The organism is Microbacterium binotii (assembly GCF_021398715.1).
Taxonomy (GTDB): Bacteria; Actinomycetota; Actinomycetes; order Actinomycetales; family Microbacteriaceae; genus Microbacterium; species Microbacterium binotii_A.
On the sequence record NZ_CP090347.1, the window covers coordinates 438,945 to 463,629 of the forward strand.

Annotated in this window: 23 protein-coding genes; 7 read left to right on the forward strand and 16 right to left on the reverse strand. The window is 70.4% G+C overall.

The genetic code is table 11. The features are described 5' to 3' along the window. Positions 1–103 precede the first annotated feature (103 nt). Together LXM64_RS02245 and LXM64_RS02250 are read left to right on the forward strand one after the other, a co-directional pair. A complete protein-coding gene (locus LXM64_RS02245) occupies positions 104–1,147 on the forward strand; it encodes an isopenicillin N synthase family dioxygenase (RefSeq protein WP_234074459.1) in 1,044 nt (347 codons plus the stop codon). A 162-nt stretch (positions 1,148–1,309) separates the two neighbouring features. After that, positions 1,310–2,101, forward strand: a complete 792-nt coding sequence (locus LXM64_RS02250; RefSeq protein WP_234074460.1) for a tryptophan-rich sensory protein — start codon at positions 1,310–1,312, stop codon at positions 2,099–2,101. A 10-nt stretch (positions 2,102–2,111) separates the two neighbouring features. Here the strand turns inward: LXM64_RS02250 and LXM64_RS02255 are convergent, their stop codons facing one another. The 3 genes from LXM64_RS02255 to LXM64_RS02265 all read right to left on the reverse strand — a co-directional run bounded on the left by LXM64_RS02255 (position 2,112) and on the right by LXM64_RS02265 (position 4,234). Then, positions 2,112–2,834 (reverse strand): glutamine amidotransferase-related protein, encoded by a 723-nt coding sequence (locus LXM64_RS02255; RefSeq protein WP_234074461.1) that lies wholly within the window; start codon positions 2,832–2,834, stop codon positions 2,112–2,114. Positions 2,835–2,879: 45 nt separating this feature from the next. Continuing rightward, positions 2,880–3,620 (reverse strand): LysR family substrate-binding domain-containing protein, encoded by a 741-nt coding sequence (locus LXM64_RS02260; RefSeq protein WP_234074462.1) that lies wholly within the window; start codon positions 3,618–3,620, stop codon positions 2,880–2,882. 206 nt (positions 3,621–3,826) lie between these two features. Next, entirely contained in the window at positions 3,827–4,234 is a 408-nt protein-coding gene (locus LXM64_RS02265) for a transferase (protein ID WP_137418107.1), read from the reverse strand. A gap of 240 nt (positions 4,235–4,474) precedes the next feature. Here LXM64_RS02265 and LXM64_RS02270 point away from each other — a divergent pair, with 240 nt between their 5' ends. After that, positions 4,475–5,137 (forward strand): YitT family protein, encoded by a 663-nt coding sequence (locus tag LXM64_RS02270; protein WP_137419207.1) that lies wholly within the window; start codon positions 4,475–4,477, stop codon positions 5,135–5,137. Between the two features lie 23 nt (positions 5,138–5,160). On the opposite strand, the gene LXM64_RS02275 is transcribed toward LXM64_RS02270, so the two are convergent. After that, positions 5,161–5,943 carry a DNA-formamidopyrimidine glycosylase family protein gene (locus tag LXM64_RS02275; protein WP_234074463.1) on the reverse strand — a complete coding sequence of 261 codons (783 nt, stop codon included), beginning with the start codon at positions 5,941–5,943 and terminating at the stop codon, positions 5,161–5,163. Further along, positions 5,936–10,555, reverse strand: coding sequence for an ATP-dependent helicase (locus tag LXM64_RS02280; protein WP_234074464.1), 4,620 nt, complete (start codon positions 10,553–10,555; stop codon positions 5,936–5,938). The genes LXM64_RS02275 and LXM64_RS02280 overlap by 8 nt, the downstream gene beginning before the upstream one ends. Before the next feature lie 126 nt (positions 10,556–10,681). Here LXM64_RS02280 and LXM64_RS02285 point away from each other — a divergent pair, with 126 nt between their 5' ends. Beyond that, a complete protein-coding gene (locus LXM64_RS02285) occupies positions 10,682–11,008 on the forward strand; it encodes a hypothetical protein (RefSeq protein ID WP_234074465.1) in 327 nt (108 codons plus the stop codon). Beyond that, on the forward strand, positions 11,005–11,331 hold the full coding sequence (locus LXM64_RS02290) for a hypothetical protein (protein WP_234074466.1): 327 nt from the start codon (positions 11,005–11,007) through the stop codon (positions 11,329–11,331). Before LXM64_RS02285 ends, LXM64_RS02290 begins: the two co-directional genes overlap by 4 nt. Here the strand turns inward: LXM64_RS02290 and LXM64_RS02295 are convergent, their stop codons facing one another. From LXM64_RS02295 to LXM64_RS02320, 6 genes are all read right to left on the reverse strand, one after another. Continuing rightward, on the reverse strand, positions 11,332–11,712 hold the full coding sequence (locus tag LXM64_RS02295) for a Sec-independent protein translocase subunit TatA/TatB (RefSeq protein WP_234074467.1): 381 nt from the start codon (positions 11,710–11,712) through the stop codon (positions 11,332–11,334). Then, positions 11,693–12,490 carry a twin-arginine translocase subunit TatC gene (gene tatC / locus LXM64_RS02300; protein ID WP_234074468.1) on the reverse strand — a complete coding sequence of 266 codons (798 nt, stop codon included), beginning with the start codon at positions 12,488–12,490 and terminating at the stop codon, positions 11,693–11,695. The genes LXM64_RS02295 and tatC overlap by 20 nt, the downstream gene beginning before the upstream one ends. Then, the gene (locus LXM64_RS02305) at positions 12,487–12,720 is read right to left on the reverse strand and encodes a Sec-independent protein translocase subunit TatA/TatB (protein ID WP_234074469.1); all 234 of its coding nucleotides are present in this window, start codon (positions 12,718–12,720) and stop codon (positions 12,487–12,489) included. Before LXM64_RS02305 ends, tatC begins: the two co-directional genes overlap by 4 nt. Positions 12,721–12,735: 15 nt before the next feature. Further along, complete coding sequence (locus LXM64_RS02310; RefSeq protein ID WP_234074470.1) at positions 12,736–13,692, reverse strand: 3,4-dioxygenase subunit beta; 957 nt, start codon at positions 13,690–13,692, stop codon at positions 12,736–12,738. 87 nt (positions 13,693–13,779) lie between these two features. Then, positions 13,780–15,447 carry an ATP-binding cassette domain-containing protein gene (locus LXM64_RS02315; RefSeq protein WP_234074471.1) on the reverse strand — a complete coding sequence of 556 codons (1,668 nt, stop codon included), beginning with the start codon at positions 15,445–15,447 and terminating at the stop codon, positions 13,780–13,782. Positions 15,448–15,627: 180 nt separating this feature from the next. After that, positions 15,628–16,269 carry an alpha/beta hydrolase gene (locus tag LXM64_RS02320; protein ID WP_234074472.1) on the reverse strand — a complete coding sequence of 214 codons (642 nt, stop codon included), beginning with the start codon at positions 16,267–16,269 and terminating at the stop codon, positions 15,628–15,630. Positions 16,270–16,336: 67 nt separating this feature from the next. Between LXM64_RS02320 and LXM64_RS02325 the strand changes: the two genes are divergently transcribed. Continuing rightward, positions 16,337–16,948, forward strand: a complete 612-nt coding sequence (locus LXM64_RS02325; RefSeq protein WP_234074473.1) for an NUDIX hydrolase family protein — start codon at positions 16,337–16,339, stop codon at positions 16,946–16,948. 1 nt (position 16,949) lies between these two features. After that, on the forward strand, positions 16,950–17,810 hold the full coding sequence (locus tag LXM64_RS02330; protein ID WP_234074474.1) for a helix-turn-helix domain-containing protein: 861 nt from the start codon (positions 16,950–16,952) through the stop codon (positions 17,808–17,810). 7 nt (positions 17,811–17,817) lie between these two features. Here LXM64_RS02330 and LXM64_RS02335 read toward each other — a convergent pair whose 3' ends face one another. The 5 genes from LXM64_RS02335 to LXM64_RS02355 all read right to left on the reverse strand — a co-directional run bounded on the left by LXM64_RS02335 (position 17,818) and on the right by LXM64_RS02355 (position 24,638). Continuing rightward, positions 17,818–18,885, reverse strand: coding sequence for a threonine aldolase family protein (locus tag LXM64_RS02335; protein ID WP_234075514.1), 1,068 nt, complete (start codon positions 18,883–18,885; stop codon positions 17,818–17,820). Positions 18,886–19,042: 157 nt separating this feature from the next. After that, the gene (locus LXM64_RS02340) at positions 19,043–20,491 is read right to left on the reverse strand and encodes a DUF6421 family protein (RefSeq protein WP_234074475.1); all 1,449 of its coding nucleotides are present in this window, start codon (positions 20,489–20,491) and stop codon (positions 19,043–19,045) included. 84 nt (positions 20,492–20,575) lie between these two features. Further along, complete coding sequence (locus LXM64_RS02345; RefSeq protein ID WP_234074476.1) at positions 20,576–22,069, reverse strand: CoA-acylating methylmalonate-semialdehyde dehydrogenase; 1,494 nt, start codon at positions 22,067–22,069, stop codon at positions 20,576–20,578. Positions 22,070–22,103: 34 nt separating this feature from the next. After that, positions 22,104–23,405: an aspartate aminotransferase family protein gene (locus LXM64_RS02350; RefSeq protein ID WP_234074477.1), complete on the reverse strand. Its 1,302-nt coding sequence runs from the start codon at positions 23,403–23,405 to the stop codon at positions 22,104–22,106. A gap of 57 nt (positions 23,406–23,462) precedes the next feature. Continuing rightward, entirely contained in the window at positions 23,463–24,638 is a 1,176-nt protein-coding gene (locus LXM64_RS02355; RefSeq protein ID WP_234074478.1) for an ABC transporter substrate-binding protein, read from the reverse strand. Between the last annotated feature and the right edge of the window lie 47 nt (positions 24,639–24,685).

Genomic DNA, 24,685 nt, shown 5'->3' on the forward strand with positions numbered 1-24,685 from the left:
ACACGCGCCGCGGCCGTCGAAAGCCGCGGTGGGAAACCGTGAAGTGGCTACCTCGATACCCATCGGTCGCCCTTCCGAGGGCGATCCCCACCCAGGAGTCGCCATGACCTTCCACGTCCCCCTCGTCGACATCACCGCGTACGTCTCCGACGGCAGCCCCGAGGCGAAAGCCGAGGTCGCGCGCGCGATCGACGACGCCTGCCGCACGGTCGGCTTCATCCAGATCACCGGACACGGCATTCCGGATGCGGTCACCGCCGGCCTGACCGACGCGATGGACCGCTTCTTCGCTCTCGATCTGGAGCAGAAGAAGACCTATCGCACACCCCCGCAGATCAACCGCGGCTACAGCCCGCCCAAATCCGAGTCCCTCAGCCTCTCGCTCGGCGTCGAGTCGGCGAATCGGATGAACGACTTCTTCGAGGCATTCAACGTCGGTGCCGCGCAGGCCGACTATCCCGCATCCCCGGATCTTCCGCAGCCGGAGTACGCCGACAACCTGTGGCCCGACGTCGACGGTTTCGAGGCGCAGGTGCAGGCGTACTTCGCCGAGGCGGCGCGCGTGGCACGCACGATGACCCGCATCTTCGCCGACGCGCTCGGGCTGGAGCCGGACTTCTTCGACCGACGCACCGGCCACTCCCTCGACGTCATGCGGATGAACAACTACGCGCTGCCGCCCGGGACCGACGTGACGTTGGACGGCGACCTCGTCGGGATGGGTGAGCACACCGACTACGGCATCGTGACGATCCTCTGGGCCGACCAGGTGAAGGGTCTGCAGGTGCTCGGCGCCGACGGGTCGTGGAACGACGTCGCTCCCGCCGACGACGCGCTTCTCATCAACCTCGGCGATGTGACGGCGCGCTGGACGAACGAGCGGTGGATGTCCACCCTGCACCGGGTGAAGCCGCCCGTGATCGACGGCACGATCGAGCGCCGTCGATCGGCCGCCTTCTTCCACGACGGCGACGTCGATGCGCTCATCGAGACGCTGCCGTCCTGCGTCGACGCGGAGCACCCGGATCTGTACGAGCCCATCACCGTCGGCGACCACATCCGTGCGAAGCTCGCGGGCTCGCGCGAAGGGAAGGCGAACGAGAAGGCGGAGCGGGAGTCTCAGCGGGTGCTCTCGAGCTACCGCTGACCTACCCCGACCCTCCCGCCGAAGGAGCATCCGTTCGTCGAGCGAGCACGCAATGGAGTGCTCGCTCGACGAATGGGTGCTCGCTCGAAGAGGGGAACACCGAGCCGCCGATGGGGCTGTCAACCCCTGGTGTGCGATAGCTAGATTATCTAGCGTTATGGCATGAACGTCGCCACCTCGCGCTCATCCGACCTCACGCGTCAGATCGTCGTCCTGGCCGCGACCGGCTTCATGCTGGTCGCGGCCATGGTCGGCACCGGACTGTTCGGCGGCACCGCCGTGCAGGACCTGCAGGACGGTGCCCTCGACGCCGATGCGAGCTATCTCGCCCCCGCCAGGCAGGCCTTCTCCATCTGGTCGGCGGTCTACCTGGGGCTCATCGCCTACGCGATCTGGCAGGCACTGCCGGGTCAGCGATCGAGTGCGCGCCAGCGACGTCTCGGGTGGTTGATCGCCGCGACCGAGGTGCTCAACGGCCTCTGGCTCGTCTCGGCGCAGTTCACCACGCTGCCGCTGACCGTGCTCGTCATCGTGCTGCTTCTCGTCGCCCTCGCGATCACCTGGCGCCGGGCCATCATGCAGCCGCGCGAGGGCGCCGTGTCCGCCGTGCTGATCGACGGCGTGACGGGACTTCACCTCGGTTGGGTGACGCTCGCGACGGTCGCGAACACCGCGGCGTGGCTGACCCGCATCCTGCCCGCCGGCGCCGAGGACGCGGCGGACGTCTGGGGCGTCGTCGTCCTGGTCGCCGTGGCGGCGATCGGATGCGGCATTGCCTGGTTCGGCCGCGTCGCGCCCTCCCTCGCCCTGTGCTGGGGGCTTTCGTGGCTCGCCGTGGGTCGACTGACCGATCAGCCGCACAGCGCGGCGATCGGCACGGCCGCCGTCTGCGCCGCCGTGGTCATCGCCCTCGTCACCGTCGTGCGCGTCGTGCAGCGGGTGCGCCGGAGCTGAACGGGCCGGCTCAGAGGCGCGCGAAGGCGTGCAGGATGCGGGCGGGCTCGGTCACCGGGGAGGCCAGCACACGAGCAGCGACCGCGTCGAACTCACTCGGATCGAAGTATCCGCCGTCGCGATAGATCCGCATCCGCGCCGTGAAGTCCCGCGGCGTGAGCTCGGGGTGGAACTGGGTCGTGTACAGGCTCTCGCCGACGCGGTACGCCTGCACGGGGCAGTCCTCGTTGGTGGCCAGCAGCACGGCGTCGGACGGCAGGATGTCGGTGCCCTCCTTGTGTGCCGTGAAGGCGTCGAACCGCTCGGGTAGCCCACCGAACACCGGGTCGTGGCGCCCCGCATCCGTGAGGGCGACGGTCGTCGCGCCCGTCCCCTCGGGATACGTGTCGGCAACGGTGCCCCCGAAGACGCGGGTGACGACGCCGATGCCGTAACAGGTGAACATCGCCCGCGTCGCGCCGGCCGCGGCGGCCTCGGCCACGCGGGCGAGGTCGTCCTCGAGCCTGCTCTGCACCGCACCCTTGTCGGAGGTCGTGACGTTGAAGGGGCTGCCGCCGACGACGAAGCCGGCGTAGCGTTCGATCGCGTCGGCCGGCAAGGGGGCTTCGACAAGATCCCATGCGTGGAGTCCGTCGGCGTCGCGTCCCATCGCGATGCGGAACGATGCCCACTCCGCCTCGGCCGCATCCCGCTGCGGGCGCGCGCAGAGGTACAGCAGAGGGCGGGAATCCATCCTGCGATTCTATGGCGCGGCTGTGGTGGCCGCCGCTGAGGTCGCTCAGTCGCGCGACGACTGCGCGGTGCGGCCCCTGACGATGCCGATGAAGGTGTCGACGAGCGGCGAGGCGTCCTCGCGCGGCCACGCGAATCCGACGGGTGAGGTCGCCGCGCCCGTGAGGGCCCGGTACTCGACGTCCTTGCGGTGGTGGAGCCGGGCGAGCGACATCGGGACGATCACGATGCCCACACCCGACGCGACGATCTCGATGGCGTCCGCCGTCGTCGCAGGTGCCGCGAAGGCCGGGGCGACGGTGCCGGGGACGTGCGGGTCCAGTACATCGTCCGCCGGGACGATGAGCACCTCGCCCGCGAGGTCTTCGGGCGCGAGCACCTCTCCCGCGGCGAGGTGCGAGTCGGCGGAGAAGGCGACCACGGTCGTCTCCTCGTAGAGGCGGATGAGATGCCAGCGGTCGGCGTCGACGGGCGGGCGGACCAGCGCCGCATCCACCTGCCCGCTCTGCAACGCCTCCTCCTGCGCGCTGACCTCGAGCGGTACGAGTTCGAGAGGGGTGCGCGGCATCCGTTCGTGCCAGATGTCGATCCACTTGCCGGGCGTGGCCCCCGGAATCGCGCCGAGGCGGAACGGGCCCTCGGGGATCTGCGGCGCCGGAGTCGGGGCCGGCTTCTTGGGGGACGTGCGGGGCGAGCCCTTCGGGGTCGGCCGGTGCGCGGCGGTGCTGCGGGTCGCTGCGGAGCGTGCGGGCTTCCTCCCGCCCTTCGGTGACCCTCGACCAGCCATGCCCCCAGGCTAGCCGCCGCCAGCTCGTGGCTCGCGAGGGGTGTGCGGGTGCCGAGGGGCGTGCGGGGCCCGAGGCATCTGCGCAGATGCGACGCAACTCGGGTATGAGGGAGGGTGGCCCCGCAACGACAGTTCGCCTGTCTCATCTCGCGCCGATGGGCGCGATCTGGGACAGGCGAACGATGCGGGTGACGGATGCGGTGCGCTCAGGCGGCGGAGCGAAGCCCCCGACGGTCGGTGGCCACACGCTCGCCCTGGGCGATGGTCTGGTCGTCGCCGATCAGCGAACCACCGGCGACACTCGCTCCGGGGCCGATCTGCGTGCGCACGCCGATCTGCGCGCCGGCGCCCACATGTGCGCGGGAACCGATGTGCGCGTGCGGCGCGATCTTGACCTTCGGGCCGATCACGACGTCGCTCTCGATCCACGCTCCGCGGCCGACGTAGACGTCAGCAGCGATCTGCGCGCCGGGCTCCACATAGGCGCCCGCTTCGACGACGGCCGTCGGGTGGACCTTCGCGCCGTTCGCGATGAGCCCGCGTCCATTCACGTGCTTGCGGTAGCGCAGCATCTCACCGCGCTCGTTCTCGATATCGATGTAGTTCTTGCCCACGATCGCCTCCTCCGGACCTCGAGGTGCCAGCACTGGTCGAAACGATCCGGTACGGGGTTTCATTCCCGACCCGGCACTCTCCCGGCCTTGAACCCTATTCGGAGCCGATGCGGGATCGGATGCGGGTTGCGCCGTACGCTTCGACGATCTAGCAGCGGCGCGGGGCCGCCTCATCCAAGTGGCACGATGGACGACGTGAACGAGCCGCATCCGGAGCCCGCCTCATCCGCCGCCGACGCGATGGAACCGGAGCTCGGAGCGCGCCCGAGCGCCCCTGAGACCGCCTCGACGCTGGTCTTCGACGTCAAGCAGACGGCGCACAGTGTGCCGGAGGACATCCTCGGCATTCTGACCGGCACGTTCGCGGCTTCGCTCGGTCTCTACCTGCTGCAGTCGGCGGGCTCGGTCACCGGCGGCACCGCGGGCGTCGCGCTGCTGTTCGACTACGCGACCTCCTGGCCGTTCTGGTTGATCTTCGCCGTCGTGAACCTTCCCTTCGCCGTGCTCGCGATTTGGAAGAAGGGGTGGGATTTCACCCTGCGTACGGCGGTCTCGATCGCGCTCGTGTCGGGATGGTCGGTCGTGCACCACGCACTCCTGCACATCGAGAGCCTGGACCCGATCTACGGCACACTCGGCGGCAACCTGCTGGCGGGCGTCGGTCTGCTGATCCTGTTCCGCCACAAGGCGAGCCTGGGCGGGATCAACATCGTCGCCCTGCTGATCCAGGAGCGCACCGGTTTCCGTGCGGGCTGGACCCAGCTGATCCTCGACCTCGTGATCATCCTGATCTCGCTGCTGGTGATCCCGGCACCCGCCGTGCTGCTGAGCGCGATCGGCGCCGTGCTGCTGAACCTCGTCCTTGCCATGAACCACAGGCCCGGCCGCTACATCGGCCACTGATCCCGGCGCCGTCAGCCCCGCGATCAGGCGGGCGCGGGCTGGCAGCGCGGGCACCAGAACACATTCCGCTCTGCCGTCGGCGAGGCACCCAGCGCCGTCTCGCGGATGAGGGTGCCGCAACGACGGCACGGTCTGCCGGCGCGCCCGTACACCCAGGTGCGTTGTCCGGCGCGGTCCTGGCCGGTGAACGTCCGCGCGGGACGGTCCCGGTTGGCGCGGATCATGCGCGCACCGGTCTCGATGAGCCCGACGGCATCGATCTCGGTCGCGGGTGTCTCGGGATGGATGCCGCGCACGAACAGCAGCTCGTTCGCATAGACATTGCCGAAACCCGCGACGTTTCGCTGATCGAGCACCGCGACGTGGGCGGCACGCGTGTCGGCGCCGAGTCTGCGAACGGCCTCGGCAGCATCCCAATCGGCACCGAGCAGATCGGGGCCGAGGTGACCGACGAGCTCGTCCTCCCGCGCGGTCGGGACCACCTCGATCATGGCCAGATCGAAACCGACCGCATCCGCCGTCGCGACCCCGACGATCGCCCGGGCCTTGAAAGCGGGTTTGCGCCATCGGGCGCCGGGGGCGTAGACGTGCCACTCGCCCTCCATCTTCAGATGCGAGTGCAGCGTCTGATCGCCGATGCGCGCCAGCAGATGCTTGCCGCGCGGCACGACCGCGTGCACGGTCTGGCCCCGCAGGTCGAGTGTCGCGAGCTGCGGAACACGCAGATCGAACCGCTCGACGACGCGCCCGGCCAGGGCGGCGTGCAGGCGGGCCGCCGCGCGGTAGACGGTGTCGCCCTCAGGCACGCGTCGACCGCTCCGCTCGCGCCGCGTCCCCGGCGGTGAGCCGACGCAGCGTCAGGCCCCGTGTGGACTCGACGAAACCGGCATCGCGCAGCAACCGGCCCAGCACCGTGCCGAAGACGAACGCACCGTCGACCTGTTCGATCGTGAGGGTCTCGAGCCTCCCGGCGCGCGCGGTCTGCGCGAGCGACGCCGCGGCGGCCGCCAGGGCATCCTCATCGTCGGTGAAGCTCAACGCCGTCTTGCCCCCACGCTCCAGATACAGCACGAGATCGCCGTCGACGAGCACGACCAGCGCTCCTGCCTTGCGCCCCGGACGGTGCTTCACGCCCTCGCGCGCGGGCCAGCCCAGCGCCGCCCCGTACGGGTTGGCGGGATCGGTCGCTGCGAGGGTGACGCCGGTGCGAGGCGGCGGGTCGCCCACCGCGGCGAACTCGCGGAGGCGATCGATCGTCGCCGACGCGGCGAACTGCGCCGCGCCCAGCTTCTCGATGAGATACCCGCGTCGACAGTGCCCCGCCTGCTCGAACTGGGCGAGCACGCGGTACGCCTGGGCGAATCCGCCGGGAAGGCCCTCGTTCTGCACGGAGCCGCGGGTCACGACGCCGTAGCGGTCCAGCAGCAGCGATGCCGCGGCGGTGTGGCGCAGTGTCGGATCGCTCTCCGGCGTCGGAAGCAGCGACCACCGCCCGCCGATGGATGCGGGCCGCGCCGGAGCCGTCGGACGGGGCATGCTCGTGCCACGGAACATCCGCGCGCGCGGCGCCCGCCGGGCCACCCGATGCGCCTGCGAGCCGCCCGACAGCAGCCCGCGCACGGGGGCGAAGGTGTCGTTGGTCACCCGGCCCGCCCACGCCAGTCGCCAGAGCGCGTCGACGACGGACTGCTCGTTCTCCGCCTGCGCGAGCTCTCGCACCTGCGCGGCGAAGTACGCGCCGCCGGCGGCGAGAACCTCGAGGATGCGGGCGTCGAGCGAATCGGCGGCGACCTCGTCCTCGGGGACGGCCAGAGTCAGGGAAGCGGCGTCGGCGGGATGCAGTGACACCCACCCGTCGCGGCCGGGGAGCGCGCCGTGTCCGGCCCAGACGACCTCTCCCGTGGCCGTCAGCTCGTCGAGCATCGAAGGCGTGTAGTCCCTGACCCGTGAAGGCAGGACGAGAGACTCCCAGGCGCTCGCGGGGATCGGGACACCGGCGAGCTGCTCGATGACGGCGAGGGCGCCGTCGATCCCCTCCAGGGGTCGGGTCACGTGCTGCCAGACCGGGAGGAAACGGGCGAAGGCGTCGGGGGAGACGGGCTCGACGCTGCCCCGGATGGCGGCGAGCGACCGCATCCGCAACCGCCGGAGCACCTCACTGTCGCACCATTCGGTGTCGTCGCTGCGGCGCGCGGCGGACTCGGGCAGGAAGAAGCCGCTCGTGACCCGCCCCGATGACTCCAGGCGCTGAAGCGTGTGCCGTGCGACAGCCACCCCGACACCGAACCGCTCGGCGACCTGGTCGGCGGTGAACGGGCCGTGTGTGCGGGCGTGCCTCGCGACGAGGTCGCCGAGCGGATCCGCCACCGGCTCGAGGAACGCCACGGGCAGTCCCACCGGAAGCGCGGCGCCGAGGGCGTCCCGCAGCCGCCCCGCATCCTCGATCGCGGCGATCCGCTCCGCCCCGGCGATACCGACCCGGATCGCGCGGCGGCCCTCGACCAGTTCCGTCGCGTATCGCGCCGCCTCCTCACCGTCGGTCAGGCGCAGCGCCAGCTCGTCGACGCCGAGAGGTCCGAGCAGACGCAGCAGATCGGCGACGCCCTCGAGCCCGTGGGCTCTGCGCTCGTCGTCGAGTCGCTGCGCCTCCCGTTCGAACTGCGCGATGACGTCGGGATCGAGCAGCTCGCGCATCTCGATCTTGCCGAGCAGCTCGCCCAGCAGCGCCGGGTCGACCGAGAGCGCGGCGGCGCGGCGCTCGGCCAACGGCGAATCGCCCTCGTACATGAACGCGCCGACGTAGCCGAACAGCAGATCGCGCGCGAACGGGGAGGGCTGCGAGGTCGTCGTCTCGACCAGACGGATGCGGCGATCCGCGATCTTGCGTGCGATTCCGGTCAGCGCCGGAAGGTCGTAGACGTCCTGCAGCACCTCGCGCAGGGTCTCGAGGATGATCGGGAAGGTGGGGTGACGGCGTGCGACTTCCAGCAGCTGCGCCGAACGCTGTCGCTGCTGCCAGAGGGGGCTGCGACGGTTGGGATTCGTCCGCGGCATCAGCAGGGCACGGGCGGCGCACTCGCGGAATCGTGACGCGAAGAGCGCGGAGCCCCCGACCTCGTCCGTGACGATCTGCTCGAGCTCGTCGGGGTCGAACACGAAGAGTTCGGCGCCCGGTGGTTCCGCCTCGGCATCCGGGACGCGGGCGATGATCCCGTCATCGCTGGCCACGGCGGACCCCTCGACGCCCAGGCGCTCCCGGATGCGGGCGTTCACCGCCAGCGCCCACGGTGCGTGGACCTGCATGCCGTACGGGGAATGGAGGATGACGCGCCAGTCGCCGACCTCGTCGCGCCCGCGCTCCACCGTGAGCGAGCGATCGGTGGGGACCGAACCGGTCGCCTCGCGCTGCTCTGCGAGGTAGGCGAGCAGGTTGTCCTGCGCGAAGGCGTCCAGCCCGGCCTCGGTCAGGCGTTCCCGGGCGCGGGCGGGCTCGGCGGCCGAGACCTCACGCGAGAAGGCGCCGAGTGCCTCGCCGAGCTCGGCCGGTCTGCCGAGCCCGTCGCCGTGCCAGAACGGGACTTTGCCGGGTTGGCCGAATGCGGGCACCACGTTGACGCGGTCGTGCGTGATCTCGACGATGCGCCAGCTGGTCGTGCCGAGCGTGAACACGTCGTTCACCCGCGACTCGTAGACCATCTCCTCGTCGAGCTCTCCGACGCGGGCGTTCTGGCTCTCACCCGCGACGAACACGCCGAACAGGCCGCGGTCGGGGATCGTGCCGCCGCTGGTCACCGCGATCCGCTGCGCGCCCGGACGGCCCGTGAGCGTGCCGTGATCGCGATCCCACACGAGCCGCGGCCGGAGCTCCGCGAACTCGTCGGACGGGTACCGACCCGCCAGAAGATCGAGCGTCGCCTCGTAGGCGGAGCGGGGCAGCGTGCGAAACGGTGCGCTGCGCCGCACGGTCTCGAACCAGTCCTCGACCTCGATCGCTCCCCGTGCGGCGGCCGCGACGGTCTGCTGGGCGAGGATGTCGAGCGGGTTCTGCGGTACGCGGATCGATTCGATCCGACCCGCCAGCATCCGTTCGGTGACGATCGCGGTGTGCAGCACGTCGCCGCGGTGCTTCGGGAACAGGGCCGCGCGGCTGACCTCGCCGACCTGGTGGCCGGCGCGACCGATGCGCTGCAGTCCCGATGCGGCCGACGGCGGCGCCTCGACCTGGATCACCAGATCGACCGCTCCCATGTCGATGCCGAGCTCCAAGCTGCTCGTGGCGACGACGCAGCGGAGCACGCCCGACTTCAGCTCGTCCTCGACGATGGCGCGCTGCTCTTTGGACACGGAGCCGTGATGCGCCTTGGCGAGCACCGGTTCGGCGCCCGCGGTGGACCCCGCCTGCGCCATCATCGCCGCCGGCACGGCGGGGTCGGGCAGGTCGAGCCCCAGCCGTTCGCTGTAGATCTCGTTCAAACGGCCGGTGAGGCGCTCGGCGAGCCGGCGGGAGTTCGAGAAGACGATCGTCGAGCGGTGCTGGAGGATGCGGTCGACGATCGCCTCTTCGACGTGCGGCCACAGCGAGCCCGTGACCTCGGTGCTCTCGCCCCCGCCCGACGCGAACCAGTCCTCGCCCTCGGCTTCGGCCTGCTGCCCGGGAGGAGGCGGGGGATGCAGCATGTCGTCGACCGGCACCACGACCGTCATGTCGAAGGCCTTTGTGGCGCGCGGGGCGACGATGTCGACGGGCGCCGCACCCCCGAGGAACCGTGCGACCTCGTCGATCGGGCGAACGGTCGCCGACAGGCCGATGCGCTGGGCCGGAGTCTCGAGCAGTGCGTCGAGGCGCTCGAGACTGACGGCCAGGTGCGCTCCGCGCTTGGTGGCAGCCACCGCGTGCACCTCGTCGATGATGACGGTGTGCACGCCGCGCAGGGTCTCGGACGCCTGGCTGGTGAGCATCAGATAGAGCGACTCGGGTGTGGTGATGAGGATGTCGGGCGGATCGCTCACGAGCTTGCGTCGGTCCGAGGACGTGGTGTCTCCGGAGCGCACACCGACGCGCACGTCGGGCGCGGCGAGGCCCAGGCGCCGGGCGGACTGCCCGATGCCCACGAGGGGCGAGCGGAGGTTGCGCTCCACGTCGACGCCGAGTGCCTTCAACGGGGAGATGTAGAGGATGCGGGTGCGCGGCTCATCCTTCGCGGGGGTCGGCGACGCCGTCCGCTCGCGGAACACGCTGTCGATCGCCCAGAGGAAGGCCGACAGTGTCTTTCCGGAGCCCGTGGGGGCGACCACGAGCGCGTGGCGTCGTTGCGAGATCGCGTGCCAGGCCCCTGCCTGTGCATCGGTCGGAGCAGCGAAGGCGCCCCGGAACCAGTCCTGCGTGGCAGGCGAGAACTGGTCGAGCACATCACTCACCCGATCATTGTGGCCGCAGCCGCCGACACCCGGGCAGGGATTGCGCTCAGAGCGCAGGCCTAGACGCCGACGACGCCGAGGTCAACGGGGGTGTGAGGTCGTAGTGCTGCGCCTACCGTGGCGGACATGGACACGAAACACGAGAACGATCGCCCGGCGCGCTCCTCGGCGTGGCGCATCGTGGCCTTCGCTGCCCTCATGGTGGTCCTGGCCGGCATCATCGGCGGCTTCACCGCCGCCATCACCCAGAGCCTGGTCGCCGCGATCATCGCCGGCGCCGTCGTCGTCGTGCTCGGCGCGCTGTGGGTGCCTCGCGTCCTGCGCGATACTCCGCCGCCGGAGCACCGTCCCGGCGAGCGTCCGGGTTATGAACAGTTCGGGCCGCTCGGCCAGCCGAACACGGTGGGTCTGGGTAACGTGGGGGGCTCTTCATCGACGGGAGCGAACGGATGACGAACGACACATCGCCGTACGACGAGCAGCAGCCCCTCCGGCGCCCATCGATCGGCGCCATCCTGGGGGTCGTGCTCGGGATGTTGGCACTCGCCGCCGTGCTCGCCGTGGTCCTGGGCATCGTCACGCAGAGCCTCGCGGTGATCCTGGCCGTGGTGGTGGTGATCGGCGCGATCACTGCGGTGTGGGTGTGGCGCATGATGCGCGGCGTCGGCTCGTCGGTGCGTCCGATCCAGGACCATCGTGCAACCGCGGACCACGGGCCCTATGGACAGCCGGGTGCGCCCGGCATCGGAGGAGCGGGGCGCGACGGCGGGCGCTGATCAGAAGTCGCCCTCGCCGGATGACTGCGTCTGCCGTACCCGCACACGTCGGGGATGGGCCGAGGTCCCTTCGATCCGCCACGTGATCGGCGTGGACTTCGCCGGGTCGGCCGCTGCCGTGACCGTGGGGACGTCGGGCGCGGTCAGCGCCTCACGGACGATCCGGCGGGGGTCGTATCGGCGGGGATCCAGCTCGCGCCAGTCCTCTTGACGCAATCCCGTTTCCGCGATCACCCGATCGCGGCCCGCCTCGATCGCGCCGCGCGTCCTGCGGAGGAACTGAGCCAGAGTTCGAGCAGCCTCGGGCAGGCGATGCGGGCCGAAGACGAGCGTCGCGAGCAGGATGACGAGGAACAGCTTCTCAACCGTGAGTCCGAACACGGGCTTCTCCTCTCGAGGTCGGGGTCTGCATCTTCCGCCGCGCGTCGAGGCGGTCATGTACGGCTGCGACCGCCCATGCGCCGGCGAAGAGCACGACGAGGGGGATGGCCACCACGAACATCGACAGGATGTCCGCGGCAGGGGTGGCGATCGCGCTGAAGAGAACGATGGCCACGACCACCCACCTCCAGCTCCGTGCGATGGTGCGTGCGGGGAGGATGCCGAGTGCGTTGAGCAGAACCAGCAGAACCGGCGCGACGAAGGCGATCCCGCAGACCACCACGATCTTGAGGACGAAGTCGACGTACGTCGACGCGTCGAGGACGGTGGAGTCCTCCGCAGCGGCGAAGGAGCTCAACAGCTCCACCATGTGCGGGAACAGTGCGAGACCGAAGGCCGCGCCGACGAGGAAGAGCGGTAGCGCGGCGGCGAAGAAGCCGAACAGGTAGCGCTTCTCCCGACGGGTGAGGCCGGGGGTCACGAATCCGAAGATCTCGGCGATCCACACCGGGCTCGACAGGGCGAGACCGGCGATGAGGGCGACGCGCAGCCGCAGATCGAAAGCCCCGGTGATGCTCGTGTAGTTCAGGCTCGCGTCCCGTGTCGCCGCGATCTGCTCGATCGGCACGCGCACGATATCCAGCAGGTTGCCGGAGAGGGCGAACCCGACGATCACGCCGAGCACGATGGCCACCGTCGCCCGCGTCGCCCGCTGTCGCAGCTCGCGCACGTGCGTGCGAAGCGGCATGCCGGCCGGCGGTGCGACGGTCGCGCTCATGAGCTCGAACCGGTGCGGAGACGGTCGTCGGTCTGGTGCTGCGCGGGGGCGAGGTCGACGCGCTCGGGCGCAGCCGGCGCCGCGACGGGGGGCTCCGTCGATTCGGACCGGAGGATGCGGACGGACTGGCCCACACTGCGCGCGAGCGCCGGCAGCTTGGCGGCGCCGAAGATGAGCAGGACGATGGCCAGCACGATGAGCGCGTGCCATCCGGTGAGGTTCTGGAACATGACGGATCCTTTCGGTCAGCGGCCGCCGCCGGGCGCGGCGCCGGCGGAGGGAGTGGTGGTGGTGTCGACGCGGACGGTGAGGGTCGCCGTGTGGCCGATGGTGGTGTCTCCGGTGACCGTGGCGAGCTGCAGCACGCCCCCGTCCTCGCCGAAGACGTTGTCGCTGGACAGTGAGACCTGGGAGAGGTTGCGGGCTGAGCCGTCGTAGGCGCTCAGTGCGTAGACATCGGCGAGCGGGGCCGCGGGATAGGCCAGCTGCGAGGTGGCGATTGCGTTCGACGCATCGGTGATGTCGTCGATGCTCGGGTACACCTCGAAGTGGATGTGGGGCCAGCGGCCGGTGTAGCAGCCGGGGACGATCGAGGTGAAGGTCACCTGTCCGTTCGCATCGGCCACTTGCACACCGCGCAGCCACGTCTCGTCCTCGACTCCTTCGGAGTACATCGAGTAGCGGCCATGGGCGTCGCAGTGCCAGGCGTACACGGCGACTCCGGCGAAGGGGGCGTCGCCGTTCGCCATGTCGGTGATGGTGAAGGTGAAGGTCAACGGCACTCCGTCGACGGCCGTCGAGGAGCCGATGCTGGTGCGCAGGTCGCTGCGCACGATGCCGCTCTGCTCGAGCACGTCGGGTCCGTTGGAGCCGTCGCCCGGGTACGGTCCTGCCGTCTCGTCCGGGATCTCTCCGGCCGGTAGCGCGGTCGTCGTCGTTGCGCTGGTGGACGATGCGGACGGCGTCGCGCTGGGCGTCGACGTCGAGCCCGTGGTGCTGGCGGAGCTGACGGGCGCGCAGGCGGCGAGCGCCGCCGTGCCCAATCCCACCCCCACCAGCCCGAGGACTCCGCGCCGGGTGATGAGCGTGCGGACGTCGAAGGGTGCGCCCTGGTCGACGACCTCCTCGTCGGGCCGGTCCAGCAGCCTGCCTTCGTAGGCGGGGCCCTGGGGGGTCTGCTCGGCATCGGGGATGCGCTTCATGATCGTCTCCTGACATGTCGGCGAGCGGTGTTGAACCGATCATGAGAGATCCGATGAGGCGCGTTCTTTGGGATTTCTTTGTGCGTCCTATGACGCCCCGTCGCCCTGTTGCACCTCCCGCATCCCCTTCTCGTCGATCTCGAGGACCGTGTCGATGCCCAGGCGGGAGAGGAACTCGTCGTCGTGGCTGACCACGACCAGCGCTCCGCCGTAGGCGGAGAGCGCATCGACGAGCTGGTCGACCGTCTCCAGATCGAGGTTGTTGGTCGGCTCGTCGAGCAGGAGCAGTTGCGGCGGCGGATCGGCGAGCAGCAGACGCGCGAGGCAGACCCGGAACCGCTCGCCGCCGGAGAGGGTGGCGACGGTGCGGTCGACGGCCGCGCCTCGCAGCAGGAACCGCGCCAGACGGTTGCGCAACTCCGCCGTCGGCATCGTCGGTGCGGCGGCGGCGACGACCGAGAGGACGGTCGCATCGTCGGCCAGCCCGTCCAGCCGCTGCGGCAGGTATCCCACCCGTTTGGTGAGCAGAACCGTACGAGCAGAACTCAGCCAGACCGGACCGACCTGCCGGTCGCCGCCTCCGTCTGGGCCCGTTCCGGTTGAGTCGTGCACCGTCCCTGCCGCGAGCCGCTCGAGGAGGGTCGACTTTCCGGTGCCGTTGGCTCCGATGATCGCGATCCGTTCGGGGCCCTGCACGATCCAGGTGCGGGAACGGTCGCCGATCTCGGCGAGGCGCCTGCCGGCCGCGACCTGCGGATCGGGGAGATCGAGGTGCACGCTCTCGTCGTCGCGGACGCGCCGTTCCGCGCCGTCCAACGCGGCCCGCGCCGCAGCCTCGCGTTCGGCCACCATGCCGCGGAGCTTGCCCGCCGACACCTGCGCGGAGCGCTTGCGCGCACCGGAGATGATTCCCGGCACCCGCTTCTCGACCTGGGCCTTGTTGCCGGTGCGCAGGCGGTGGGCGAGCGTCGTCTCCGCCTCGATCCGCTGGCGCTTCTCGCGCCGCACGGCGGATGCGGCCGTGCGCTCGGCGGCGCGTGCCGCATCCTGCTCGTTCTCCAGATGCTCGCGCCACGCGCGGTAGCCCCCGCCGAAACGCGTGAGGCGGTTCGCATACAGCTCAGCCGTCTCGGCCATCCCGTCCAGAAGCGCCACATCGTGGCTCACGACGATCAGGGCGCCCGGCCAGTCCGCGAGCAGACCGCGCAGCCGGGCGCGTGCCGCACGGTCGAGATTGTTGGTCGGTTCGTCGAGAAGGGTCACCGCCGCCCGGCGGGCCCGCAGTCCCGCCGTCGCGACGAGCACGGCTTCGCCGCCGGAGAGCTGGCCGACGCGCCGGTCGAGCGCATCGCCGGGAAGCCCGGCGGCATCGAGCGCGGCGACGGCGCGGGCTTCCGCGTCCCAGTCGTCACCGATCGTGTCGAAGTGGCGCGCGTCGACGTCGCCCGCCTCGATCGCGCGCAGAGCGGCCAGCACCTCGCCCAGACCCAGCAGGTCGGCGACGGGGCGGTCGGCATCCAGGGCGAGCCGCTGCGGCAGCACGGCCACGTCGCCGTCGACGCCGAGGTGACCGGATGTCGGATGCAGCTCGCCCGCGATCAGGCGCAGCAGGGTGGTCTTGCCGGAGCCGTTGCGTCCGACGAGACCCGTGGTGCCGGTGCCGAACGTGCCGGAGACCTCCGTCAGAGCGGCCGTGCCGTCCGGCCACGAGAAGGAGAGGCGGTCGAGGACGACCGCGGCGGAGAGAGCGGGCATGGTGCCTCCCAGGATGTCGGTGGAAGCACTGACACCCGGGTGCCCGCGGGCACGGTGATCGACGGGGTCAGCGCGTGGGCTGGAAGCCGTCGAGGAAGTACACCGGTTCGACCTTTCGGAAGGGGCAGGACTCGAAGACCCTACCGAGCGCGGCGGGCGATGTCCAGACCAAGCAAAGGGTCAGTCGAGCTGACGCACGAGGAACGCACGGATATCGACGAGCTCCTCCGCGCTGACGGAGTGGCCGAGGCCGGGGTACAGGCGCCCGGTGAGGTCGACGTGATCGGGCAGCCACTGCGCGGTGTGGGTGATGAGGGGAGCGGGGATCGCCTCGTCGGCGGAACCGCGCCCCCAGAACACCGGCGGGCGCCGCGCGGCGAGCGCAGCATCCGTGTCGAGCTCGCCTGGGGTGACGTAGCCGCTGAGATTCACCGCGAATGCGAAGCGGTCGGGCTGCCGGCGCAGGGCCTGCAGCGAGACGGCGCCGCCCTGCGAGAACCCCAGGAGTCCGACGGTCTCGGCCGTGCTCGTGCGATCCAGCCAGGTGATGAGCGCGTCCGCACCGGCGGTGATCGCTCCCGCGTCACGGCCGTTGAGGCCCTCGATCGGGTACCACGAGTACCCCGGCGACGGCCACGGTGGAGCGAGCGGCGCGCGCACGGCTGCCATGCGGTACTCGGCCGGCAGATGCGACGCCAGGGAGAAGAGGTCGCGTTCGTCGCTCGCGTAGCCGTGCAGCAGAACCAGCAGCGGGCGATCGGCGGTGTTGTCGTCGTCGGAGAACAGCACGGCGTCGTCGTCGAGTATCGGGGTGGCATCCATCGCTCCATCCTCTTACCCACCGCCCCCATCCGCCATGTGAGGCCGGCGTGTGGGGTATACAGGAGGCATGCCGGTCCGCACGCCCGATCCTGATCCCCACGAGCCCGGCGACGACTCGTCGCGCGACCCCCTGGGTCTCGGGGGGCTGCCGGGAAGTGCCGGCAATCCGGCGTGGCTGAGCGACGTCGAGCTCGCCGAAGCGCGACGCCGACTGCCGATGCTCTACGTCGAGGCGATCCCGGTGCGCACCGACGGCATGGGCGTGGTGACGCAGGTGGGCATCCTCCTGCGGGCGACGCCGCTGGGCGAGATGACCCGCACGATCGTGTCGGGACGAGTGCGTTACGGCGAGACCGTGCGCGACGCGCTCTTCCGACACCTCGAGAACGATCTGGGCCCGATGGCCTTTCCGATGCTGCCGCCCAGCCCGACGCCGTTCACGGTCGCGGAGTACTTCCCCCTCCCCGGTGTGAGCGCGTTCCACGACGATCGTCAGCACGCGGTCTCGCTCGCCTTCGTGGTACCGGTCACGGGCACGTGCGAGCCGCGCCAGGACGCCCTCGAGGTGACCTGGATGGAGCCGGCGGAGGCCGCATCCGACGCCCTCTCGGCCGAGATGGAGGGCGGCCGGGGAACCCTCATCCGCCTGGGCCTGGCCAGCGTCGGCGCTCTGCGCTGACATGCCGCTCGCCGCATCCTCGTTCCCTGCGAGTCCCTCGCTCGTCGACTTCGCCGTTGCGCTGCCGGTCGTCCTGCTCGTCGCCTACGGCATCGCGACGCTGCTGCGTCGGCTGTTCGGCGAACGGCTGTCGCTCGGCACGGCGACGATGACCCTCATCGGCGTGCTCGGGGTGAGCGCCGGTGCCCTGATCTCCGGGTTGTTCATCCCGGGGCAGCGCCTGTGGATGCCGAGCACCCTGCTGCTGGCGACGGGCGCGAGTCTCGGGCTGTCCTTCCTGGTCGCGGGGGCGGTGGCGGCGGTGCGCGGGACGAGCACGATGCCGGATGCGGCGGCGGTGCTCGCCGCGGGCGAGTCGGAGCGCCGGGAGTTCAAGGAGACCGCCCGCTGGAACGTGCGCGAGTCGCGCAAGGATCCGCGCATGGAGCTCGCCGTCGCGAAGACCGTGGCGGCGTTCCTCAACTCGCGCGGCGGTGTCCTCGTGATCGGCGCGAACGATGCGGGCGAGGCGGTGGGCCTCGAGCGCGACCTGCAGACGTTGCGCACGCCCGACCACGACCGCTTCGAGCTGTGGCTGCGCGACATGCTCTCCACCTCCCTCGGCCGCAATGCCGCGGCGCTTCCCCGCATCCGTTTCGGGACAGCGGGCGACGGTGTCGTCGTGTGTCTCGTGCAGTGCCGGCCGTCGGGCAAGCCCGTGTTCGTCACGCAGCCCAAGGATGGCGGCTCGACCCGTGAACTGTGGGTGCGGGTCGGCAACTCGTCGCGCGCGCTCGGGGTGGACGAGGCCGTCGACTACGTGGCCCGCCACTGGCGCCCGTCGGTGGCGTCGTTCGTGCTGGGGCGCCCCTCCGGCGCCTGAGCACGCGTCAGCGGGTGGTCTCGCGGGCGATCGCGGCGACGAACGCGTCGATGTCGTCCTCGGTCGTGTCGAACGAGCACATCCAGCGCACCTCGCGGCGTGCCTCGTCCCAGTCGTAGAAGCGGAAGCTCTCGCGGAGGCGATCGGCCACGCCCTCGGGCAGGGTCGCGAACAGGCCGTTGGCCTGGGTGGGGTGCGTGAACGAGACGCCGCGGATCGAGCCGTCGGCGAGCCCCGCATCCACTCCGTGGCGCAGGCGCTGGGCCATCGCATTCGCGTGCGAGGCGTTGCGCAGCCAGAGATCGCCCTCGTAGAGCGCCACGAGCTGCGCCGAGACGAAACGCATCTTCGAGGCCAGCTGCATGTTGAGTTTGCGCAGATAGGTGAGGCCGGTGGATGCGGCGGGGTCGAGCACGACGATCGCCTCCGCGCCCAGCGCGCCGTTCTTCGTGCCGCCCAGGCTCACGACGTCGACGCCCGCGTCGGTCGTGAAGGCGGCCAGCGGCACGCCGAGGGCGGCCGCCGCGTTGGAGATGCGGGCCCCGTCGAGGTGCAGCCGCATCCCGCGCTCGTGCGCGTGATCGGCGAGGGCACGGATCTCATCCGGGGTGTAGAGCGTGCCGAGCTCGCTGGTCTGCGTGATCGAGACCACGAGCGGCTGCGCGCGATGCTCGTCGCCCCAGCCCCAGGCCTCGCGGTCGACGAGCTCGGGGGTGAGCTTGCCGTCGGGCGAGGGGACGGTCAGAAGCTTCATGCCTCCCACGCGCTCCGGCGCACCGCCCTCGTCGACGTTGATGTGCGCGGTGGATGCGGCGATGACAGCACCCCAGCGAGGCAGCATCGACTGCAGGCCGGTGACGTTCGCGCCGGTGCCGTTGAAGACGGGGAACGCCTCCGCGCGCCCGCCGAAGTGCGCGCCGACGACCTCCCGCAGACGGGCCGTGTAGACGTCCTCGCCGTAGGCGATCTGGTGCCCCTCGTTGGCGGCGGCGATCGCGGCCAGCACCTCGGGGTGCACGCCGGAGTAGTTGTCGGAGGCGAAGCCGCGCACGGCGGTGTCATGCAGAGTCGTCACAATCGTCCAATCTACGTCGGCCGCCCCCGCATCCGTACGCCGGGTCGGGCGGCCCTTGTGCAGGAGATCACCGTTGTGCAGGACGATTCCCGCGGAATCGTCCTGCACAACGGATTTCTCCTGATGAGCGGATGCGGCGGCGAGCCGCTACGGCAGGTCAGTCGGCGGCGCGGATGCCGGCGGTGGAGGCGATGACGTCCCGCATCTTCTTCTCCAGCGCCTCGTAGAACATCGACAGCGGGAACTCGTCGGTCAGCACCTGATCGGTGAAGCCGGCGGGCGGGCCGGACAGCACCTCGTCCGGGAGGCCCCGCGCCCACACCGAGGCCGGATGCGGGGTGACGACCGAGCTCACGAGCTCGTACGCCGCCAGCCAGTGCGCCGTCTTCGGGCGGTCGATCGAACGCCAGTACAGCTCGTCGATCGCATCCGCCAGTGCCACGACCGCATCCGGAACCTGATCCCAGTCGATGCGCAGCCGGGTGTCCGTCCAGTGCAGCACGCCGCGGCGGTGCAGCCACGCGAACAGCAGCTGGCCGCCGAGCCCGTCGTAGTTGCGCACCCTGGTGCCCGTGATCGCGAAGCGGAAGATGCGATCGAAGAGCACCGCGTACAGCACGAGTCCGGCGTGCTCCTGCATCCGCTCGTCGACCTCGCTCAGCTGCTCACCGGCGGCGACCCGCTCGTCGAGGCGTCGGCGGATCAGCACGCACTCGCGGAACGCGGTCAGATCGCACCGCAGCTCCTCCAGCGAGTACAGGAAGTACGGCATGCGCTGCTTGATCATGAACGGGTCGAACGGCAGGTCGCCGCGCATGTGGGTGCGGTCGTGGATGAGATCCCACATCACGAAGGTCTGCTCGGTGAGCGCCTGGTCCGTCAGCATCCGTGCCGCGTCCTCGGGCAGCTCGAGCTTCGTGATCTCGGATGCGGCCGCGACCACTCTGCGGTAGCGCGCCGCTTCGCGGTCCTGGAAGATCGCCCCCCACGTGAAGGCGGGCACCTCCCGCATCGACACGGTCTCGGGGAACAGCACGGCCGAGTTCGTGTCGTAGCCCGGCGTGAAGTCCACCAGCCGGAGCGAGACGAACAGGGCGTTCGTGTACTCCGTCTCGAGCTGGGCGATGAACTCGGGCCAGATGACTTCGACGAGCACCGCCTCGATGTAGCGGTTCGGTGAGCCGTTCTGCGTGTACATCGGGAACACGACGAGGTGGCGCATCCCGTCCACGCGATGCTGCTGCGGCTGGAAGGCGACGAGCGCGTCGAAGAAGTCCGGCACGCCGAAGTCCTCCGCCGACCAGCGCAGGAAGTCGCCGACGAGGGCCTGGAGGTAGTCGGCGTCGTGCGGGAAGCGCGGAGCGAGCTCCTGCACGGCCGCGACGATCCGCTCGACTTCCACGCGCGCGGCCGTCCGGTCTTCCGCCTCGGGTACCGATCCGTCCTTGGCCTGCATGCCCTGCAGCGCGACGGCGGCGTCCTTCAGGTCGAGCCAGGCAGGATCGTCCTCCACGCCGACCGCGAGGCCCGCGGCGTCCTCGACGACCTCGGGCTCGCCGATGATCGCCTTGAGCTCACGGGAGGGGTGGGCGGCGTCGATGGACATGGGAACCTCCGATCGTCGAAGTCGGCCGCGGATGCGGCGTGGTGATGGTGCGAACAGGCTACGCGGGCCGCGGGCGATGCGCGCTCAGGCGTTCTGCGGGAACCCCAGGTTGAGACCGCCGTGCGAGGGGTCCAGCCAGCGGCTCGTGATCGCCTTCTCCTGGGTGAAGAACGAGACGCCGTAGGTGCCGTAGGCCTTCGCATCGCCGAACAGGGACGCTTTCCACCCGCCGAACGAGTGGTAGGCGACCGGCACGGGGATGGGCACGTTGACGCCGATCATCCCCACCTGCACCTCGCGCTGGAAGCGGCGGGCGGCGCCGCCGTCGTTCGTGAAGATCGCGGTGCCGTTGCCGTAGGGCGAGGCGTTGATGATGTCGACCGCCTCCTCATAGCCGCTCACGCGCACGATCGAGAGGACGGGGCCGAAGATCTCGTCGCGGTAGACGGCGGACTCCCGCGGCACGCGGTCGATGAGCGAGGGGCCCAGCCAGAACCCGTCCGCGTCGCCGTCGACCTCGATGCCCCGCCCGTCGACCACGACCGTGGCGCCGTCGGACGCGGCCTGATCCAGGTAGCCGGCGACCTTGTCGCGGTGCTCGCGGGTGATGAGCGGCCCCATGTCGCAGCCGCGGGTGCCGTCTCCGGTGCGCAGCGTCGACATCCGCTCGGTGATCTTGGCGACGAGCGCGTCGGCGACCGCATCCACCGCCAGGATCACGGAGACCGCCATGCAGCGCTCGCCGGCCGAGCCGAAGCCCGCGTTGACCGCGGCATCCGCGGCGAGGTCGAGGTCGGCGTCGGGCAGCACGAGCATGTGGTTCTTCGCGCCGCCGAGCGCCTGGACGCGCTTGCCCGCGGCGGCCGCGGTCGCGTAGATGTACTGCGCGATGGGCGTGGAGCCGACGAACGAGATCGAGCGGATGTCGGGGTGAACGAGGAGGGCGTCGACCGCCTCCTTGTCGCCGTTGACGACCGTCAGCACTCCCTCGGGCAGCCCCGCCTCGGCGAACAGACGCGCGAGCCAGATGGACGCGGAAGGGTCCTTCTCGCTGGGTTTGAGGACCACCGCGTTGCCGGCCGCGAGCGCGATCGGCAGGAACCAGAGCGGCACCATGGCGGGGAAGTTGAAGGGGCTGATGACGCCCACCACGCCCACCGGCTGACGCAGCGTGTACACGTCGACGTCGGTGGAGACGTTCTCGGAGTACGTGCCCTTGAGCAACTGGCCGACGCCGCAGGCGAAGTCGACGACCTCGAGGCCGCGCGCGATCTCGCCGAGTGCGTCGGAGAGCACCTTGCCGTGCTCGGCGGTGAGGATCTCGGCCAGCTCCTGCTTACGGGCGTTCAGCAACTCTCGGAACGCGAACAGCACGGACGTGCGCTTGGCGATCGAGGCGTCGCGCCAGCTCGGCCAGGCGGCCACGGTGGCGGCCACGGCCGCATCCACATCCGCGGTGCTCGCCAGACGCACCTGCTTCGTGACCGTGCCCCGTGCGGGGTTGTAGACCGGGGCCGTGCGCTCGGAGGCTCCGTCCCAGTCGCTTCCCGATACCCAGTGTCCGAGGGTGTGAGTCATGTCGTTTCTCCTGTCACGTCGTCGTGGGTGGGGATCAGAGGGCCGCGAGAGCAGCGTCGTAGATGCCGATGGCCTCCATCACATCCTCGTCGGTCACGACGCACGGCGGAACGACGTGGATGCGGTTGTCCTGCACGAACGGGAGCAGCCCGCGCCCGATGAGGTCCTTCTTGAGCGCGCCCATCGCGGAGGCGGCGAGGGGCTCCCGAGTCGCGCGGTCGGCGACCAGCTCGAGCGCCCAGAACACGCCCTCGCCGCGCACTTCGCCGATCACGTCGTGCTTCTCGGAGAGCGCGTGCAGCGCGGGGCCCAGAACATCGCGCCCGATGCGCGCCGCGTTCTCGACGATACCCTCCGCATCCATCGCGTCGAGGGTCGCGACGATGGATGCCGCCGCCAGCGGATGGCCGGAGTAGGTGAGGCCGCCCGGGAAGACGCGTTCGTCGAAGGCGGCCGCGATCGGGTCCGAGATGATGACGCCACCCACCGGGACGTACCCCGAGTTCACGCCCTTGGCGAAGGTGATGAGATCGGGCACGACGTCGTGGCCCTCGAAGGCGAACCAGCGGCCGGTGCGGCCGAACCCCGCCATCACCTCGTCGAGGATCAGCATGATGCCGTAGCGGTCGCAGATCTCGCGTACTCCGGCGAGATAGCCCGGCGGCGGCACGAGCACGCCCGCGGTGCCCGGCACCGACTCCAGCAGGATGGCGGCGATCGTGGCCTCCCCCTCGGCCTGTACGACGCGCTCCAGGTGGTGGAGGGCGCGGGCGCATTCCTCCTCGGGGGTGGTCGCCCAGAACTCCGAACGGTAGAGGTAGGGGCCGAAGACGTGCACGTGTCCTCGTGCGTACTCGTTCGGGATACGGCGCCAGTCGCCGGTGGCCACGATGGCGGCCCCGGTGTTGCCGTGGTAGGAGCGGTAGCGCGAGAGCACCTTGTCGCGGCCGGTCACGAGACGCGCCATACGGATCGCGTTCTCGTTCGCGTCGGCACCGCCGTTCGTGAAGAACACCTTGTGGAACCCCTCGGGGGCCCGCGCGATGATGCGTTCGGCCGCCTCGCCCCGCGTGAGGTTCGCCGTGGACGGCGCGATCGTCGTGAGCAGTTCCGCCTGCCGCGCGATCGCCTCGACGACGGCCGGATGCTGGTGGCCGATGTTGACGTTCACGAGCTGGCTCGAGAAGTCGAGGTAGCGGGTGCCGGCATGATCCCAGACGCGGGTGCCCTGTCCGCCCGCGATGACGAGCGGATCGAGCCCCGCCTGCGCCGACCAGGAATGGAACACGTGGGCGCGGTCGAGTTCCCAGGCGCGGCGGTCGAGATCGGTGGTCATGCTCTTCTCCTTCGATGAGCGGTGGGGGCGACGCGCGCGTCGCCCCCACCGCGGATCCTACTTACCGCCTTCGGTGAGCGTCACGTCGATGGGCGTGTACGTCCCGTCGACCGCGACCCCCTCGGCTTCGAGTTCCTGCAACGCCTTCTCGATGTACTCGTTGCTGTACGCCGTGTCGGCGGGCTCCTCGGTGATGAGGTTCAGGCCGTCCTGGTTGACCGCCTTGAGGGCGCCGGCGACCGTCTTCTTCCACGCATCCTCGTTCACGACGCCGAAGGCGTCATCGGTCCAGATGAGCTTGTTCACCTCGTTCATCTGCCACAGCTGGTGCACCGGTCCGACCGGGAATGCCGCCTCCGCGTTGATCGCCGCGTCGTACGTGATCGACGCCGCCTCTTCGGGGTTGTCGCGCGCGAAGATCCATCCCTTCGTGACCGCCTTCAGGAACCGCACGGCGGCGTCCGCGTAGGCGGGGTCGTCGGCGAGGCGCGCGGTGTCGGCCCAGAGGGCGTCCTGGAGCATGGCGCCCTCGGTGTCCTCGTAGGAGATGACGTCGAAGTCCTCCGGCTGGTAGAGCTTGCCGGTCGCGGGGTTCACGACTTCGAGCACCTGCGCCCACTCGTTGTAGGTCATCGCCTGCGCCGCATCCACGTCGCCGTCGAGCAGCGCGTTCATGCTGAAGTCCTGCGTCGTGATCGAGACGGAGGTGGAATCGAGGTCGTCCGCGGCCATGGCGGCGAAGATCTCCCACTCGTTGCCGAAGCCCCATGAGCCGATGCGCTTGCCTTCGAAGTCGGCCACGGAATCGATGCCGCTGTCGGCCCAGGAGACCTGCAGGGTGCCGGACTTCTGGAACACCTGCGCGATGTCCGTGAGCTCGGCGCCGGTCGCTTCGAGGGTGCCGAGCACCTTGGGCACCCAGGCGACGGCGAAGTCGACGTCGCCGGCGACCAGGGCGTCCTGCGGGACGATGTCGCCGCCGGACGGCACGATCTCGACGTCGTCGAAGCCCTCTTCCTCGAAGTAGCCCTGGTCGAGAGCGACGTAGTACCCCGCGAACTGGGCCTGGGGCAGCCACTGCAGCTGCAGCTTGATCGAGGTGAGCGGCTCGACCTCGGTGTCATCGGAGGCGGCCGGCGTGTCGGATCCGCCGCCTGCGCAGGCAGCCAGCGCCATCGAGGCGATGCCGACGGCGGATACGGCGACGAGGGTGCGTCGAATGCTGTGTCTCATGCTGTTCCTTTCGGGTTCGGTGGTGCCGGGTGGTGCGATGGAACGCC

What these genes read in the sequence shown, in the direction of transcription:
- LXM64_RS02325 (WP_234074473.1), top strand. Translation starts at nt 16,337, where the DNA reads ATGCCGGTCCGCACGCCCGATCCTGATCCCCACGAGCCCGGCGACGAC.
- LXM64_RS02330 (WP_234074474.1), top strand. Translation starts at nt 16,950, where the DNA reads ATGCCGCTCGCCGCATCCTCGTTCCCTGCGAGTCCCTCGCTCGTCGAC.
- LXM64_RS02345 (WP_234074476.1), bottom strand. Translation starts at nt 22,069, where the DNA reads ATGACTCACACCCTCGGACACTGGGTATCGGGAAGCGACTGGGACGGA.
- LXM64_RS02250 (WP_234074460.1), top strand. Translation starts at nt 1,310, where the DNA reads ATGAACGTCGCCACCTCGCGCTCATCCGACCTCACGCGTCAGATCGTC.
- LXM64_RS02340 (WP_234074475.1), bottom strand. Translation starts at nt 20,491, where the DNA reads ATGTCCATCGACGCCGCCCACCCCTCCCGTGAGCTCAAGGCGATCATC.
- LXM64_RS02290 (WP_234074466.1), top strand. Translation starts at nt 11,005, where the DNA reads ATGACGAACGACACATCGCCGTACGACGAGCAGCAGCCCCTCCGGCGC.
- tatC (WP_234074468.1), bottom strand. Translation starts at nt 12,490, where the DNA reads ATGAGCGCGACCGTCGCACCGCCGGCCGGCATGCCGCTTCGCACGCAC.
- LXM64_RS02285 (WP_234074465.1), top strand. Translation starts at nt 10,682, where the DNA reads ATGGACACGAAACACGAGAACGATCGCCCGGCGCGCTCCTCGGCGTGG.
- LXM64_RS02320 (WP_234074472.1), bottom strand. Translation starts at nt 16,269, where the DNA reads ATGGATGCCACCCCGATACTCGACGACGACGCCGTGCTGTTCTCCGAC.
- LXM64_RS02315 (WP_234074471.1), bottom strand. Translation starts at nt 15,447, where the DNA reads ATGCCCGCTCTCTCCGCCGCGGTCGTCCTCGACCGCCTCTCCTTCTCG.
- LXM64_RS02270 (WP_137419207.1), top strand. Translation starts at nt 4,475, where the DNA reads ATGGAACCGGAGCTCGGAGCGCGCCCGAGCGCCCCTGAGACCGCCTCG.
- LXM64_RS02310 (WP_234074470.1), bottom strand. Translation starts at nt 13,692, where the DNA reads ATGAAGCGCATCCCCGATGCCGAGCAGACCCCCCAGGGCCCCGCCTAC.
- LXM64_RS02350 (WP_234074477.1), bottom strand. Translation starts at nt 23,405, where the DNA reads ATGACCACCGATCTCGACCGCCGCGCCTGGGAACTCGACCGCGCCCAC.
- LXM64_RS02305 (WP_234074469.1), bottom strand. Translation starts at nt 12,720, where the DNA reads ATGTTCCAGAACCTCACCGGATGGCACGCGCTCATCGTGCTGGCCATC.
- LXM64_RS02255 (WP_234074461.1), bottom strand. Translation starts at nt 2,834, where the DNA reads ATGGATTCCCGCCCTCTGCTGTACCTCTGCGCGCGCCCGCAGCGGGAT.
- LXM64_RS02245 (WP_234074459.1), top strand. Translation starts at nt 104, where the DNA reads ATGACCTTCCACGTCCCCCTCGTCGACATCACCGCGTACGTCTCCGAC.
- LXM64_RS02355 (WP_234074478.1), bottom strand. Translation starts at nt 24,638, where the DNA reads ATGAGACACAGCATTCGACGCACCCTCGTCGCCGTATCCGCCGTCGGC.
- LXM64_RS02260 (WP_234074462.1), bottom strand. Translation starts at nt 3,620, where the DNA reads ATGGCTGGTCGAGGGTCACCGAAGGGCGGGAGGAAGCCCGCACGCTCC.